General features: G+C 72.6%; 13 protein-coding genes. 5 read left to right on the top strand and 8 right to left on the bottom strand.

Annotation, left to right across the window (positions count from 1 at the left end):
- Positions 1 to 86 precede the first annotated feature (86 nt).
- On the top strand, positions 87 to 659 hold the full coding sequence (locus tag ACFIF2_RS22015; protein WP_395574920.1) for a DUF742 domain-containing protein: 573 nt from the start codon (positions 87 to 89) through the stop codon (positions 657 to 659).
- Positions 640 to 1,221: an ATP/GTP-binding protein gene (locus ACFIF2_RS22010; RefSeq protein WP_009314218.1), complete on the top strand. Its 582-nt coding sequence runs from the start codon at positions 640 to 642 to the stop codon at positions 1,219 to 1,221. The genes ACFIF2_RS22015 and ACFIF2_RS22010 overlap by 20 nt, the downstream gene beginning before the upstream one ends.
- A 195-nt stretch (positions 1,222 to 1,416) precedes the next feature.
- On the opposite strand, the gene ACFIF2_RS22005 is transcribed toward ACFIF2_RS22010, so the two are convergent.
- The 3 genes from ACFIF2_RS22005 to ACFIF2_RS21995 form a co-directional block, all read right to left on the bottom strand.
- Positions 1,417 to 1,614: an acyl-CoA carboxylase epsilon subunit gene (locus ACFIF2_RS22005; protein ID WP_395574919.1), complete on the bottom strand. Its 198-nt coding sequence runs from the start codon at positions 1,612 to 1,614 to the stop codon at positions 1,417 to 1,419.
- Between the two features lie 17 nt (positions 1,615 to 1,631).
- Positions 1,632 to 3,215, bottom strand: a complete 1,584-nt coding sequence (locus ACFIF2_RS22000; protein WP_395574918.1) for an acyl-CoA carboxylase subunit beta — start codon at positions 3,213 to 3,215, stop codon at positions 1,632 to 1,634.
- Positions 3,216 to 3,369: 154 nt separating this feature from the next.
- The gene (locus ACFIF2_RS21995; RefSeq protein WP_395574917.1) at positions 3,370 to 5,727 is read right to left on the bottom strand and encodes a polysaccharide lyase 8 family protein; all 2,358 of its coding nucleotides are present in this window, start codon (positions 5,725 to 5,727) and stop codon (positions 3,370 to 3,372) included.
- Between the two features lie 225 nt (positions 5,728 to 5,952).
- Between ACFIF2_RS21995 and ACFIF2_RS21990 the strand changes: the two genes are divergently transcribed.
- Positions 5,953 to 6,510, top strand: a complete 558-nt coding sequence (locus ACFIF2_RS21990) for a YceI family protein (protein ID WP_395574916.1) — start codon at positions 5,953 to 5,955, stop codon at positions 6,508 to 6,510.
- Here ACFIF2_RS21990 and ACFIF2_RS21985 read toward each other — a convergent pair.
- Together ACFIF2_RS21985 and ACFIF2_RS21980 are read right to left on the bottom strand one after the other, a co-directional pair.
- Positions 6,497 to 7,048 (bottom strand): cysteine hydrolase family protein, encoded by a 552-nt coding sequence (locus ACFIF2_RS21985; protein WP_395574915.1) that lies wholly within the window; start codon positions 7,046 to 7,048, stop codon positions 6,497 to 6,499. The genes ACFIF2_RS21990 and ACFIF2_RS21985 overlap by 14 nt on opposite strands.
- Before the next feature lie 4 nt (positions 7,049 to 7,052).
- Positions 7,053 to 7,691 (bottom strand): TetR/AcrR family transcriptional regulator, encoded by a 639-nt coding sequence (locus ACFIF2_RS21980; RefSeq protein WP_395574914.1) that lies wholly within the window; start codon positions 7,689 to 7,691, stop codon positions 7,053 to 7,055.
- A gap of 78 nt (positions 7,692 to 7,769) precedes the next feature.
- Here ACFIF2_RS21980 and ACFIF2_RS21975 point away from each other — a divergent pair, with 78 nt between their 5' ends.
- Together ACFIF2_RS21975 and ACFIF2_RS21970 are read left to right on the top strand one after the other, a co-directional pair.
- Positions 7,770 to 8,693, top strand: a complete 924-nt coding sequence (locus tag ACFIF2_RS21975) for a DMT family transporter (protein WP_395575019.1) — start codon at positions 7,770 to 7,772, stop codon at positions 8,691 to 8,693.
- A gap of 179 nt (positions 8,694 to 8,872) precedes the next feature.
- Entirely contained in the window at positions 8,873 to 10,063 is a 1,191-nt protein-coding gene (locus ACFIF2_RS21970) for a Cmx/CmrA family chloramphenicol efflux MFS transporter (protein WP_395574913.1), read from the top strand.
- A gap of 124 nt (positions 10,064 to 10,187) precedes the next feature.
- Here the strand turns inward: ACFIF2_RS21970 and ACFIF2_RS21965 are convergent, their stop codons facing one another.
- The 3 genes from ACFIF2_RS21965 to ACFIF2_RS21955 form a co-directional block, all read right to left on the bottom strand.
- Positions 10,188 to 11,540, bottom strand: coding sequence for a hypothetical protein (locus tag ACFIF2_RS21965; RefSeq protein ID WP_395574912.1), 1,353 nt, complete (start codon positions 11,538 to 11,540; stop codon positions 10,188 to 10,190).
- A 61-nt stretch (positions 11,541 to 11,601) separates the two neighbouring features.
- The gene (gene cimA, locus ACFIF2_RS21960; RefSeq protein ID WP_395574911.1) at positions 11,602 to 13,206 is read right to left on the bottom strand and encodes a citramalate synthase; all 1,605 of its coding nucleotides are present in this window, start codon (positions 13,204 to 13,206) and stop codon (positions 11,602 to 11,604) included.
- Positions 13,207 to 13,551: 345 nt separating this feature from the next.
- The gene (locus ACFIF2_RS21955) at positions 13,552 to 14,163 is read right to left on the bottom strand and encodes a TetR/AcrR family transcriptional regulator (protein WP_395574910.1); all 612 of its coding nucleotides are present in this window, start codon (positions 14,161 to 14,163) and stop codon (positions 13,552 to 13,554) included.
- Between the last annotated feature and the right edge of the window lie 11 nt (positions 14,164 to 14,174).

The following is a 14,174-nucleotide window of genomic DNA, read 5'->3' as shown; positions in this document are numbered from 1 at the left end:
CGGTGCGTTTTGGCGTCCCGTGGCCGTAAAGTTTCGGGACGCGGCTCCACAGTGATGGATGCCAGGCACAGTCGGAGGAGGAAAAAGTGGCAACACCCCCAGGCGGTCCGTCATCGGGCAACTGGTCGTACGGCCCTGGCCAGGGTCAGAACGACGGCTCGGCGAACGGATACGGCTACCCCTCCGTTCCGGGTCACCGGCAGCCGTACGCACCGCAGGGCCCCGGCCCTTCGCCGTACGACCAGCCGCAGGCCCCCCGCATCCAGCCCGTGCAGCCGCAGCGCCGCACCCCTGAGCCGGCGCCCGCCGGGGCGTCGAACAACCCCCTGGTGCGCCCGTACGCCATGACGGGCGGCCGCACCAGGCCGCGGTACCAGCTCGCCATCGAGGCGCTGGTGCACACCACCGCGCAGCCGCACCAGATGCAGGGCCAGCTGCCCGAGCATCAGCGGATCTGCAACCTCTGCCGGGAGATCAAGTCGGTGGCCGAGGTCTCGGCCCTCCTGACGATCCCTCTCGGCGTGGCCAGGATCCTCGTCGCCGACTTGGCGGAGGCGGGACTGGTCGCCATCCATCAGCCCGGCGGCGACGAGAACGCCGGCGGCCAGCCAGACGTGACACTGCTCGAAAGGGTGCTCAGTGGACTTCGCAAGCTCTAGCGGAGGGCCTTCCCGCTCCACCACGTCCGCGAAGATCGTGGTGGCCGGCGGATTCGGCGTGGGCAAGACCACGTTCGTCGGCGCCGTCTCGGAGATCAACCCGCTGCGCACCGAGGCCGTGATGACATCCGCGTCCGCGGGCATCGACGACCTCACCCACACGGGGGACAAGACGACCACGACGGTCGCCATGGACTTCGGACGCATCACGCTGGACCAGGACCTGATCCTGTACCTGTTCGGTACGCCCGGCCAGGACCGCTTCTGGTTCATGTGGGACGACCTGGTGCGCGGCGCCATCGGGGCGATCGTGCTGGTCGACACGAGGCGGCTCGCCGACTGCTTCCCCGCCGTCGACTACTTCGAGAACAGCGGCCTGCCGTTCGTCATCGCGCTCAACGGCTTCGACGGGCAGCAGCCGTACAACCCGGACGAGGTCCGGGAGGCGCTGCAGATCGGGCCGGACACGCCGATCATCACGACGGACGCGCGGCATCGGGCGGATGCGAAGTCCGCGCTGATCACGCTCGTGGAGCACGCGCTGATGGCGCGCCTGCGCTAGCGCTCCGCGCCCCCTGCGGCCACTGATCTGCGGGGGGCGGTTTCGTCGCCGGGTGCGGGTGCGTCGTGGCTGGTCGCGCCCACGCGGCGGAGCCGCACATCGATACGGCCCCGCGCCCCTGAGGGCGATTCCCCACCCTGGGTCATGCGGAAAGGCCCCCTCCTGAGTGGAGGGGGCCTCTTTCGTGGGCTCGGGTCAGCGCCAGCTGTGAGGGGCGCGGAAGCCCGGTTCGCGTTCCAGGCGGCGCCAGCCGGCTCGGACGGGGCCGCCGCCGTGGGACGGGGCGATCTCGGCGGGGCGGGCGGCGGCGCGGGCGAGGAGGAGGGCCGTGAGGGCGGCGACTTCCTCGGGCTCGGCGTGGCCCTTCTCGACGCGGATGTCGGCAGGGTTCATGGCAGGGGCTCCTCGGGTCACTGCGGCGGGTTGCCGTGCTTGCGGGAGGGCAGGTCGGCGTGCTTGGTCTGGAGCATCGCCAGGGAGCGGACCAGCACCTCGCGGGTCTCGGCGGGGTCGATGACGTCGTCGACCAGACCGCGTTCGGCCGCGTAGTAGGGGTGCATCAGCTCCGCCTTGTACTCCTTGACCATGCGGGCACGCATCGCCTCGGGGTCCTCGGCCTCGGCGATCTGCCGGCGGAAGATGACGTTGGCGGCGCCCTCGGCGCCCATCACCGCGATCTCGTTGGTCGGCCAGGCGTAGGTGAGGTCAGCGCCGATGGATTGCGAGTCCATGACGATGTACGCGCCGCCGTACGCCTTGCGCAGGATCAGCGAGATGCGCGGCACGGTCGCGTTGCAGTACGCGTACAGCAGCTTCGCGCCGTGGCGGATGATGCCGCCGTGCTCCTGGTCCACGCCCGGCAGGAAGCCGGGCACGTCCAGGAAGGTCACGATCGGGATGTTGAACGCGTCGCACATCTGCACGAAGCGGGCGGCCTTCTCCGACGCCTCGATGTCCAGTACCCCGGCCAGCGACTGCGGCTGGTTCGCCACGATGCCGACGACCTGGCCGTCCAGACGGGCCAGCGCGCAGATGATGTTGCGGGCCCAGCGCTCGTGGACCTCCAGGTACTCCCCGTCGTCGACGATCTCCTCGATGACCTTGGCCATGTCGTACGGACGGTTGCCGTCGGCCGGGACCAGGTCGAGCAGGACGTCCGAGCGGCGGTCGGCCGGGTCCTCGCAGTCGTGACGGGGCGGGTTCTCCCGGTTGTTCTGCGGGAGCAGGGACAGGAGGTAGCGGACCTCGGCGAGGCAGGTCTCCTCGTCGTCGTAAGCGAAGTGGCACACGCCCGACGTCTCGGCGTGCACGTCCGCGCCGCCCAGGCCGTTCTGCGTGATCTCCTCGCCCGTGACGGCCTTGACCACGTCCGGGCCGGTGATGAACATCTGCGAGGTCTCGCGGACCATGAAGACGAAGTCCGTGAGCGCGGGGCTGTAGGCGGCGCCGCCCGCGCACGGGCCGAGCATCACGCTGATCTGCGGGATGACTCCGGACGCCTTGGTGTTGCGCTGGAAGATGCCGCCGTAGCCGGCCAGCGCCGAGACGCCCTCCTGGATACGGGCGCCGGCACCGTCGTTCAGGGAGACCAGCGGAGCACCGGCCGCGATGGCCATGTCCATGATTTTGTGGATCTTCGTCGCGTGGGCCTCGCCCAGCGCGCCGCCGAAGATCCGGAAGTCGTGCGCGTAGACGAAGACCGTACGGCCCTCGACCGTGCCCCAGCCGGTGATGACACCGTCCGTGTACGGCTTCTTCGCCTCCAGCCCGAACCCGGTCGCCCGGTGCCGGCGCAGCTGCTCGACCTCCCGGAACGAACCCGGGTCCAGGAGCAGCTCGATCCGCTCACGAGCCGTCAGCTTGCCCTTGGCGTGCTGCGCCGCCGTCGCCTTCTCGCCCGGCCCGGCCAGCGCCTGCGCACGGATCTCGTGCAGTTCGGCCACTCGCCCGCGCGCGTCCGTCGGCTCACCCGGCGCCTCATCCAAAACGGTCATGTAGCGACTCTACGAACCCGACCAAGGAATGCCAGCCGTCGACTCCGTACAGTCTCCGACGCGTTTTCCTGGTAGCACTGAACAGAACCGCCACCGCATGCAGCCGTTTCGACTGCTCAGGGGGTCTGATGCTTGTAGGGGTCGCACAAAGCCGTCAGCTGAGAGTCACCTCACATTCATGGGTGGTACATACCACCCCTGGAGTGACGCGGAGGCGCAGTCGGCCGTCCGCGGCGAGGATCTCGACCGCCGGGTCCGCCCGTACCACCGCGCGTACCGGGTGCTCCCAGACGATCTCCAGGGGCTCTCCCGTGCGCGGCGGTTCGCTCACGCAGAGGGTAGCGGTCCGGCCCCGGCGCCTGACCAGCACGCTCGCCCCGGCCGTCGCGGTGAGCGGGCCCGCCGTGCCGGCCTGCCAGAAGTTCGCCGCCGTGAGGCCGAGCGAGGGGACGGCGACCGCCTGGCACCGGGCGTCGTCGGCGAGGACCGTGAGCCGTCGGCGGTCGGCGGCACGGCGGGCGACGGCGCGGCGGGAGGCGCCCGGCATGAGCACGTAGAGGTAGCGGGCGTCGGTGGGGTCCGTGCCGTGGTCCAGCCAGAGGGTCTGCCAGCGGCGGGTGCGGCGTTCGGTGGTGCTGGTGGTGTTGATGTCGGACCAGGCTCCGGTGCGGTCCTCCCGCAGGGTCCGCAGGCCGCCCTCGGGCACGATCCAGCCGCCGTGGCCCTCCAGGTGGGCCCAGTCCCGGCCGCGTGCGAGGGCCTGGGTGCCGCCCTCCCCCAGGTTGCGGTTGTCGACGACCGTCTCGACCGGGACGCCGTCCGCGCAGGTGATGCCGGCGCCGAGGCAGACCACCTCGTCGTCGAGGAAGAACCAGGACTTGCGGGCTTCGAGCGTGGAACCGAGCCCTTCGAGGTGCTGGCCGACGGCGGCGTACTCGCCGTCGGTCGTGCCGCCGACCCAGCGCACGCCGGGCTTCGGGGCGCCCCATTCGCCGCCGGCCCGGTCGGCCAGGCGCTTGGTGGAGACGGTGGTGCCGGGCAGCCGGTACCAGTCGACGGTCGGCCAGTACCAGTCGGTGTACTGATCGGAGGCCGTCCCGTTCGCCCACCAGGTGAGCAGGCCGGCGCCGGTGTGCCAGCCTCGCGGGTTCTCGCCGTTGCCGCACTCGTAGTGGGCGATGCGGTCGCTGGCCATGGCGAGGCCCGCGGTGAAGGCGGGGCGGCGGTGGACGGCCCGGTCCATCGCGGCGAACAGGCGGTGCCCGGTGGGCTCGGGCGCGGCCTCGACGGGCGCGTCGGCGATGGCGTGCAGCCGGGCCAGGTCGGCGACCGGGAACTGGGGTGCCGTGAGGACCGGGGTGACGGTGTCCCGGGCGATCCAGCCCTTGATGCGCGCGTGCCAGCGCGTCCGCTCGGCCTCGCTCGCGCCGCCCGCCAGGACCGCCATGGCCGCGATGAGCTGCTGTCCGTGGAAGTGGTCGCCGCGCATGACGTGGAGGTCGTCGCCCTTGAGGTAGCCGCGGCTGATGGCCCGTCCGTTGACGATGTCCATGACGAGTCCGTCGTGGACGAGGGGCGCGTAGGCATGCTCGACGCTGTCCAGGACGATCTGCCTGCCGGGGTCCGTCACCTCCCACTCGGAGCCGGCCAGCAGGGCGAACAGCCTGCCGAATCCGTCCAGCATGACCTGGCCGTACGTCCCCGAGTAGGCGACCCAGGTGTGCTGGACGAACGACCCGTCGGCGTAGAGGCCGTCGCCCTGGGTGACGTACGGGAAGACCGGCGAGAGGGCGTCGCGGGCCAGGGCGATCCTGGCGGGGGCCCGGCCCAGGATGCCGCGCAGGGCGACGGAGCGGCACAGGTCGACACGGTTGGCGCCGGTGGAGGTGCCGGAGTACTCGCGGAGCATCGCGTCGGGGATGAAGTGGTCGACCGCGTCGCAGGCGGCGGTGACGCGGTCGGTGCCGAGGTGGTCGTACAGGGCGGCCGTGATGTCCATGAGCAGGCGGGGGCTGCCGATCTGCCACTCCCACCAGTTGCCGTAGCGGGTGGTGCCCGGGTGGTAGACGGTGGCCGAGAGGTGGTCGAGGCCGCGCAGGAGGTCGGCGAGGAGGCCCGGGTCGCCGGTGGAGCCGGTGCCCTGCTGGACGTACGCCTGGGTCATGGTCCACAGGCGGCCGTAGGCGAAGGTGATGCCGGCGGGCGGGTCGAAGGGGTGGCCGGGCCACAGGGAGGTGGGGGTGGGCGCCATGTCGGCCCGGTGGGCGCGGGCGCGCGCGCCGGTCTCGGCGAGGCGGGAGGCGTAGGGCTCGGCGGCCGGGTCGTAGCCGGTGCCGAGGGCGATGTCGAGCCAGCGCCGTCTGAGGTCGTCGTAGGGGTCGGCGGCGGGCGCGGCGTGCGCGCCGGGCGCGGGAGCGAGGGCGGCCGCCAGTGCGGTCGCGAGCAGGAAGGTGCGGCGGGTGGGTGACGTGCCGGTCCGGCGGGCGTGCGGCCACGTGGGGGTCATGCTCATGACCCTTCCCCGATCGGGGGTCCACCAGCCGGCGCTGACCGGCCACGCGGGCGGGCGGTGGAGGCCGTCCGGCCCCGGAAGGCGGAATTCGCCCGCGACACCCGCCACAACCGTTGAAGCCCGTACGGAATAGGTCTACAGTCGGGACCGTTGAACTGGTTGAACATTCAACTTCAGGTCGGGTGCCGTACGGCACCGCGGCCCGACCGTCCCCAGGAGGACCCCATGACCTCGACCGCCGACCTCGCCACCCTGACCGGCGTGTACACGATGGACCCCGCCCACACGACGATCGGCTTCACGGCCCGGCACGCCATGGTGACCAACGTCAAGGGCAAGTTCCTCGACTTCTCCGGCACGCTGCACCTGGACGGCGCCGATCCGGCCCGCTCCACGGCGTCCCTCGACATCGTGATGGACAGCATCGACACCGGTTCCGCCGACCGCGACGGGCACCTCAAGAGCGCGGACTTCTTCAAGACCGACGAGTTCCCGAACATGACGTTCCGCTCCACCGGGGCCGAGTCCCTGGGCGGCGACGACTACCGCGTCACCGGCGACCTCACGATCCTCGGCACCACCCGGCCGGTCAGCATCGACCTGGAGTTCAACGGCGCCGCCAAGGACCCGTTCGGCAACGAGCGCGTCGGATTCGAGGGCAAGGCCGAGATCAAGCGCTCGGAGTGGGGCCTGACCTGGAACGCGGCGCTGGAGACGGGCGGCGTCCTGGTCTCCGACAAGATCAAGCTGAACTTCGACATCTCGGCGATCAGGCAGGCGTGAGCTGCACGTCGGCCGCGGCCCGGACCCGGATACGCCGGCCGGGCCAGCCGATCGTCCGGTAGACGGTGTTGCACTGGGCGATCGAGAGGGCGGCGGGGGCCAGGGCGCCGGCGTCCGCCGCGCTCCGCCGCGACGTCGTGTGCCCGTCGGCCACGACGACCAGGTCGTACCCCCGGCTCAGCGCCTGCCGGGCCGTGGTGTCCACGCAGACCTCGGTGGCGAACCCGGTCACGATCACCTCGGTGACGCCCAGGGCCTGCAGAACCTCGTCGAGGCCGGTGTCCAGGAAGCCGTCCGGAGTCGTCTTGTCGACGATCCGCTCACCCTCCCGGGGCGCCAGCTCGGGCACGACCCGCCAGCCCTCGGTGCCGGGCACCACGTCCTCGCCCCGGTGCCGGACCGTCACCACCGGCACACCGGCCGCCCGGGCCCGCTCGCTCAGCCCCGCGATCGCGGCGACCGTCTCGGCGGCCCGGTGCGCCATGGCGACCATGGCGTTCTGCATGTCGATGACGAGAAGCGCGGAACGGGGCGGCATGCGCTCACCGTAGCGGCGCGTCCGCCCCCGGCGCCGCCCTGTTCTCCAGCAGCTCCCGCACCTGCGCGAGGGCGTGCCCGAAGGGGTCGGGGAAGACCCCCAGCCCGTGGGCGACCAGCGCGCCCTCGTGCAGCAGCATCAGCGTCCGGGCCAGCCGGTCCGCCCCGGCCGCGTCGGCCGCCCCGTCCGCCTCGGCCTCCCGCGCCAGGCGGGTGAACAGGCCGAGCATCCACTGCTTCTGCCCGGTGATGACCGGGTGGGCGGGATGGGCCGGGTCGCTGATCTCCGCATGCGCGTTGATCATGCTGCACCCCTTGGCCCCGTACCGCGCCGCCCACGCGCGCGACGCCTCGAAGACGGCCAGGATCCGGTCGGCCGGCGGCCGCCCCGCGACCGCGTCCAGGTGCCCGCCGAGCAGTTCGCGCCACCGCTCGTCGCGCCCGGCCAGGTACTCCACGACGATCTGCTCCTTCGAGCCGAACCGGTCGTACAGCGTCTTCTTGGTCACCCCGGCCTCGGCGGCGATGAGGTCCACGCCCACGGCGTGGATGCCGCGCTCGTAGAACAGGCCCTCGGCGGCCTCCAGCACCCGCCGCGCGCCCGGCGTCATGCGCACGCGGTGCGGCTTCTCCCTCGGCTCCATACGCACAAGTATACCGGTCTGTATAGTGGGCACCCGAGACAAGTAAACCGATCTGTCTACCGTCTGGTTGTGGTCGACGTGAACGCCCTGCTCTCGGTCGCCTTCGTCCTGTGCTGGAGCTCCGGCTTCATCGGCGCCAAGCTCGGCGCGGGGACCGCCGACGCGGGCACGCTGCTGATGTGGCGCTTCCTGCCGCTCGCGCTGGTCCTGGTCGCCGCGGCCGCCGTCTCCCGGGCGGCCTGGCGCGGCCTGACGCTCCGGGACACCGCGCGCCAGGTGGCCGTCGGCGCGCTGTCGCAGAGCGGATATCTGCTCAGCGTCTACTACGCCATCCAGCTCGGCGTCTCCAGCGGCACCACCGCCCTGATCGACGGCGTCCAGCCGCTCGTCGCCGGTGCGCTCGCCGGGCCCCTGCTGCGGCAGTACGTCTCGCGCCGGCAGTGGCTCGGCCTGTGGCTGGGGCTGGCCGGCGTGGCCACCGTCACGGTGGCCGACGCCGCGGCGGCGGGCGCGGAGGTCGCCTGGTGGGCGTACGCCGTGCCCTTCCTCGGCATGCTGTCGCTGGTGGCGGCCACCTTCCTGGAGGGCCGCTCGCGCACGCCGGTCGCACCCCGGGCAGCGCTGACGATCCACTGCGTGACCAGCGCCGTCCTCTTCTCCGGCCTGGCGGTCGGCACCGGGGGCGCGGCCCCGCCCGCCGACTCCTCGTTCTGGCTGGCGACCGCCTGGCTGATCGTCCTGCCCACGTTCGGCGGCTACGGGCTGTACTGGCTGATCCTGCGCCGGTCCGGCATCACCGAGGTCAACACCCTGATGTTCCTGATGGCCCCGGTCACGGCGGTGTGGGGCGCCCTCATGTTCGGCGAGCCGTTCGGCGCGCAGACCGCGCTCGGCCTGGCCGTCGGTCTCGCGGCGGTGGTCGTGGTCCGCCGGGCGGGCCCCGCGCCGGAACGCCGGCCCGCCGAGGAATATCCGGTCGTGTCCCGCGCCGGGAGGCGCTAGTCTGCCCGGCGTGAACAGCCCCGAAGCGTCCAGACTCAGGCCACCGGTTCTCCGGTGGCCGTCCGTGATGCCGGGCTGAGGGACGCGCCGCGCGCGCCCCTGGTCGCCGCCGTCACCGCCACCGGACAACCGTCCGCCGTGTCGTGTACGACGTCGACTTCCGGGTGCGGAGTTTCCTCATGCCGTTCGCTCTTCTTCTGCTGGGCCTTGCCGTGTTCGCCCAGGGAACGTCCGAGTTCATGCTGTCCGGGCTGATCCCGGACATCGCCAGGGATCTACGGGTCACCGTGCCCGCGGCGGGGGCACTGACCTCCGCCTTCGCGGTGGGGATGGTGGTCGGGGCGCCGCTGATGGCGGTGCTCGGCCGACGGTGGTCGCGGCGGGGCGCCCTGCTGGCCTTCCTGTGCGTCTTCCTCGCCGTCCATGTCGCCGGTGCCGTCACCGGCAGTTTCGAGGTGCTGCTCGCCACCCGGGTGGCCGGCGCGCTGGCCAACGCCGGCTTCCTGGCCGTCGCGCTGGTGACGGCCGCGGACATGGTCGAGCCGGAGGCCAAGGGGCGGGCCACGTCCACCCTGCTGGGCGGGATCACGCTGGCCTGCGTGGCCGGGGTGCCCGCCGGAGCGCTGCTCGGCCAGATCTGGGGCTGGCGCGCCGCGTTCTGGGCGGTGGCGCTGCTGTCGGTGCCCGCGCTGGTGGCGGTGGCCCGGTCGGTGCCGGGCGGGGCCGCCGATCCCACGCCTCCCCCGCTGCGCGGTGAGCTGCGGGCGCTGCGTGCTCCCCGGCTCCTCGTCACGCTGCTGTCGGCCGCGCTGGTGAACGGGGCGACCTTCTGCACGTTCACCTACCTCGCGCCGCTGGCCACGGAGGCCGGCGGGCTGAGCGGTGCCTGGGTGCCCGGGGTGCTGGCGCTGTTCGGGGCGGGTTCGTTCGTCGGCGTGAGCGTCGGCGGGCGACTGGCCGACCGGCGTCCGGTGCCGGTGCTCGTGGCGGGCGGGTTCGCCCTGTGCGCCGGGTGGGGCGTGCTCGCCCTGGGGGCCGGCGACCCGGTGCCCGCGCTGGGGATGGTCTTCCTCCAGGGCGCGCTGTCCTTCGGGGTCGGCTCGACTCTGATCTCCCGGGTGCTGTACGCGGCGCCGGACGCCCCCACCCTGGCCGGCGGCTTCGCCACGGCCGCGTTCAACGTGGGCGCGGCGCTGGGCCCGTGGGCCGGGGGTGCGGCGATCGGCGCGGGTCTCGGGTACCGGTCGCCGGTGTGGGTGAGCGCGGGGCTGGTGGCCCTCGCCCTCGCGGTGGCCCTCGCCTCCGTCCTCGCGGCACCGGCGCTCCGCCCGCGCCGGACGGCACCGTCGGCCTCGGACGCCGCTCGGTAGGAGGCACAGGTGCGGGGCCCTCGGGGAGAGGGCCCCGCACCACCCCGTTCTCAGAGCCCCCATTCTCAGAACCCGCACCCTCAGAACCCGCGTCCTGCGAACCGCGTCCTCAGAACCCGCGCCCTCAGAACCCGCCGCCGAAGTCCCCTCCGCCGCCGAAGCCGCCACCGCCGCCGAAGTCGCCGCCTCCGAACCCGCCCCCGAAGTCGCCGGAGTCGAAGTCCCCGCCGGACACGTCACCGCCCTCGTGCCCGCCGAAGTCGCCGTAGCCACCGCCGTACCCGGCCCCGTACGCCGGGCCCGCCATCATGCCGCCGAGCATGGTGCCGACCAGCAGCCCGGGCAGGATGCCGCCGCCGAAGTAACCACCGACCCAGGGGCCGTAGGCGGGACCCGCGTCCCAGTAGGGGCGGCGGCCGTACTCGGTGTCCACCTCGCGGATCGCCGGGTCCCGCCCCTCGGACAACCGGGTCCGGTCGGCCACGCAGACCGGGACCTGGCGGGTCGCCCCGCCGGGCGGCGTCCAGGTGACGTCGGCGACCGACGGACCGTGGCGCGGGTCGAAGAAGCACGGCGGACGGCGCTCGGGCAACTGCCTGCCCTCACGTCGCGCGGCGAGCTGCGCCAGCGAGAACCGGCCGTCCTCGAGGGCCTGGGTGACCGCGCGGACGTCCTCCGGTCTGCGGGCGTCCGCCATGAACGTCTTGGCCTGTTCGTACGCGTCCAGCGCGCGCTCGTAGTCCGCGCGCATCGCGTCGTCGGCGCGCGGTTCGGCGGGGTGGAAGTCCAGGCGGTCCAGTTCCTCGCCGAACGCGGTGATGTCCTCGTCGACCACCACCCGCAGCTTCTCCAGTGCCGCCCGCTGCTCCTCCTCGCGGCGGCGGCGGTTGCGGCGTGCGAGCGCGTAGACGCCCGCGCCGCCGGCCGCCGCGACCGCGCCCGCGGTGATGAGGGCGCCCGTCGGCACGGCGTCGCCGCCGGCGTCCCAGGACGAGGGGGCGGAGCCGCGCACACTGCGCAGCGCGTCGTCGACGAAGTCGTTCAGCTGGGCCTTGGTGTCACCCGCGCCCTGCGCGGCCGTGACGAGGTTGTCCACACCCTGGCGGCTGAGCACGCTGCTGTCGGCACGCGCGTCGAACCGGTCGCCGAGCCGGACGCCGTACAGACCGGTGATGCCGGTCTCGGTGCGCAGGTTGCGGAAGAGGTTCTCGGTCGGCTGGTCCGCGGGGAGGACCGCCACGAAGACGGGTTCGTTCGCGTCCTCGATCTTGTCGGCCAGCGCCTCGGCGTCCGCGTCGGACAGCAGGTCCGAGGCGGCCGGATCCACGTACACGGGACTCTCGCGCAGGGCGGCGCCGATCTCGGAGACGTCGGTGGCCGCCTGCGCGCCGGGCGCGCCGGCCAGCAGCACCGCCAGGGCGGCGAGGACCGGCGCGACCAGGAGGCGTATGAGGACTCGAACACGTGCGTCCGTCATACGTTCGAAAGTACCCGAATCCGCCCCAATAAGACATCGGTGCGGGGCGGAAAGAACCGGCTCACTCGGCGGGCGAGACCCCCGCCCGCAGCAGCCCGTACGTGTACGCGTCCTCCAGGGCCTGCCACGAGGCGGCGATGACGTTCTCCGCCACGCCCACCGTGGACCACTCCCCCGTCCCGTCGCCCGTGGAGATGAGGACCCTCGTCGTGGACTGCGTGCCGTGGACGCCCTCCAGGATGCGGACCTTGTAGTCGACCAGGTCCAGCTTGGCCAGCTCCGGGTAGATCTTCTCCAGGGCGACCCGCAGGGCGCGGTCCAGGGCGTTGACCGGGCCGTTGCCCTCGGCCGTGGCGACGATGCGCTCGCCCTTGGCCCAGAGCTTGACCGTGGCCTCGTTGGCGTGGCTGCCGTCGGGCCGGTCCTCGGTGATCGCCCGCCAGGACTCGACGTCGAAGTACTTCAGCGGGCCGCCCTCGACCTCGGCGCGCAGCAGGAGTTCGAAGCTGGCGTCCGCGGCCTCGTAGGTGTAGCCCGCCAGCTCCCGCTCCTTGACCCGCTCGACGACCCGGCCGACCAGTTCCCGGTCACCGCCGAGGTCGACGCCGAGTTCCTTGCCCTTCAGCTCGATGGAGGCGCGGCCGGCCATGTCGGAGACCAGCATCCGCATGGTGTTGCCGACCAGCTCGGGGTCGATGTGCTGGTACAGGTCCGGGTCGACCTTGATCGCGGAGGCGTGCAGGCCGGCCTTGTGCGCGAAGGCCGAGACGCCGACGTAGGGCTGGTGCGTGGAGGGGGTGAGGTTGACGACCTCGGCGATGGCGTGGGAGATCCGCGTCATCTCCCGCAGCCGGCCCTCGGGGAGGACCTTCTTGCCGTACTTCAGCTCCAGCGCGGCCACGACCGGGAACAGGTTGGCGTTGCCCACGCGCTCGCCGTAGCCGTTGGCCGTGCACTGGACGTGGGTGGCGCCCGCGTCGACCGCGGCGAGGGTGTTGGCGACCGCGCAGCCGGTGTCGTCCTGGGCGTGGATGCCGAGCCGGGCGCCGGTGTCGGCCAGCACCGTGCCGACCACGGCCTGGATCTGCGCCGGGAGCATGCCGCCGTTGGTGTCGCACAGGATGACGACGTCGGCGCCGGCCTGGGAGGCGGCGCGGACCACCGCCTTCGCGTACTCGGGGTTGGCGCGGTACCCGTCGAAGAAGTGCTCGCAGTCGACGAAGACCTGGCGGCCCTGCGCGACGAGGTGGGAGACGGTGTCCCGCACCATCTCCAGGTTCTCCTCCAGCGTCGTCCGCAGGGCCAGCTCGACGTGCCGGTCGTGGGACTTGGCGACCAGGGTGATGACCTGGGCGCCGGATTCCAGGAGCGCCCTGACCTGGTGGTCCTCGGCGGCCGTCGCTCCCGCGCGGCGGGTGGCGCCGAAGGCGACCAGCCGGGCGTGCTGGAAGTCGATCTCCTCCCGGGCGCGGGCGAAGAACTCGGTGTCCCGCGGGTTCGCGCCGGGCCAGCCCCCTTCGATGTAGCCCACGCCGAAGTCGTCCAGGTGCCGTGCGATGGCCAGCTTGTCCGCGACCGTGAGGTTGATGCCCTCGCGCTGCGCGCCGTCGCGCAGGGTGGTGTCGAAGACGTGGAACGAATCGTCGAGTTCGCTGGTTGCGGTCATGATCTGAAGGCTCCTGTATGGGATCTCGGTCTACCGGAATGACCGGTTCCACCGTCCGGCTATGATCCCCCGCGCTCTCTTCCCGGCTGGGGGTGGGCCAGGAAAACGAAAAACCTCTCGCGGGTGCGAGAGGTCTGCGCGCGGGTCGAGGACGACGGTGTCCACCCGTACCTGGTCGTACGCGGTGGTCACTGCGGACCGGCGCGCCTGCTGCCAATAATCATGGCGAACGAGAGCACGGAGGAAGTCTGGCACAGTTCACCCCCTTCTCCCCGGGCCGTCTCACGATGCGGTCCGGGATGTCCGTCCGCACCCGAGCGTTCCGGTCGAAGGCGCGGTCACCGGCTACGCGCCGGGCCGGGCCAGGCCGTCGTCCAGGAACTCCCGCACGTGGCCGAGCACCCGCTGCCGGTCCGCGCCGCGCAGCCCGATCGCCACGTGGATGGCGAAGCCGTCGAGCAGGGCGCGGAGCCGGGAGGCGAAGCGGTCGGGGTCGACGGCGCGGAACTCGCCGCGCGAGACGCCCTCGGCGAGCAGCGCGACCAGGTCGCGGTGCCAGGCGCCCTCGATGGCCGCCTGCCGGTCGCGGGCCTCGCCGGCGGCGTTCTGCGAGCGGTTCCACACCTCCAGCCACAGCGTCCAGTGCGGGTCCCGGTGACCGTCGGGCACGTACAGGTCGACGTAGGAGTCGAGGCGCTCCCGAACCGTTCCGGGCCGGGTGAGCAGGCGGCCGCGCTCGACGCCTAGGCGGCCCTCGCTCCACTCCAGGGTGCGCAGCAGCAGCTCGTCCTTGGAGTGGAAGTAGTAGAGGAGGTGACCGCTGCTCATGCCGACCTCGCGGCCCAGGGCCGCCATGGTCAGCTTCTCCAGGCCGCGTTCGGCGATCATCGCCATGGCGGCGGCCAGGACGTCCTCGCGGGGCGGTGCGTTCTTCCGCGCTCGCGCCGCACCGGCCATGGCTGACTCCT

Source organism: Streptomyces sp. BK79 (genome assembly GCF_044142145.1).
Lineage (GTDB): Bacteria > Actinomycetota > Actinomycetes > Streptomycetales > Streptomycetaceae > Streptomyces.
The sequence above is the reverse complement of the archived record's forward strand: the minus strand, read 5'-3'. Positions and strand labels throughout refer to the sequence as shown.

What these genes read in the sequence shown, in the direction of transcription:
- ACFIF2_RS22005 (WP_395574919.1), bottom strand. Translation starts at nt 1,614, where the DNA reads ATGAACCCTGCCGACATCCGCGTCGAGAAGGGCCACGCCGAGCCCGAG.
- ACFIF2_RS22000 (WP_395574918.1), bottom strand. Translation starts at nt 3,215, where the DNA reads ATGACCGTTTTGGATGAGGCGCCGGGTGAGCCGACGGACGCGCGCGGG.
- ACFIF2_RS21995 (WP_395574917.1), bottom strand. Translation starts at nt 5,727, where the DNA reads ATGAGCATGACCCCCACGTGGCCGCACGCCCGCCGGACCGGCACGTCA.
- ACFIF2_RS21990 (WP_395574916.1), top strand. Translation starts at nt 5,953, where the DNA reads ATGACCTCGACCGCCGACCTCGCCACCCTGACCGGCGTGTACACGATG.
- ACFIF2_RS21985 (WP_395574915.1), bottom strand. Translation starts at nt 7,048, where the DNA reads ATGCCGCCCCGTTCCGCGCTTCTCGTCATCGACATGCAGAACGCCATG.
- ACFIF2_RS21980 (WP_395574914.1), bottom strand. Translation starts at nt 7,691, where the DNA reads ATGGAGCCGAGGGAGAAGCCGCACCGCGTGCGCATGACGCCGGGCGCG.
- ACFIF2_RS21970 (WP_395574913.1), top strand. Translation starts at nt 8,873, where the DNA reads ATGCCGTTCGCTCTTCTTCTGCTGGGCCTTGCCGTGTTCGCCCAGGGA.
- ACFIF2_RS21965 (WP_395574912.1), bottom strand. Translation starts at nt 11,540, where the DNA reads ATGACGGACGCACGTGTTCGAGTCCTCATACGCCTCCTGGTCGCGCCG.
- cimA (WP_395574911.1), bottom strand. Translation starts at nt 13,206, where the DNA reads ATGACCGCAACCAGCGAACTCGACGATTCGTTCCACGTCTTCGACACC.
- ACFIF2_RS21955 (WP_395574910.1), bottom strand. Translation starts at nt 14,163, where the DNA reads ATGGCCGGTGCGGCGCGAGCGCGGAAGAACGCACCGCCCCGCGAGGAC.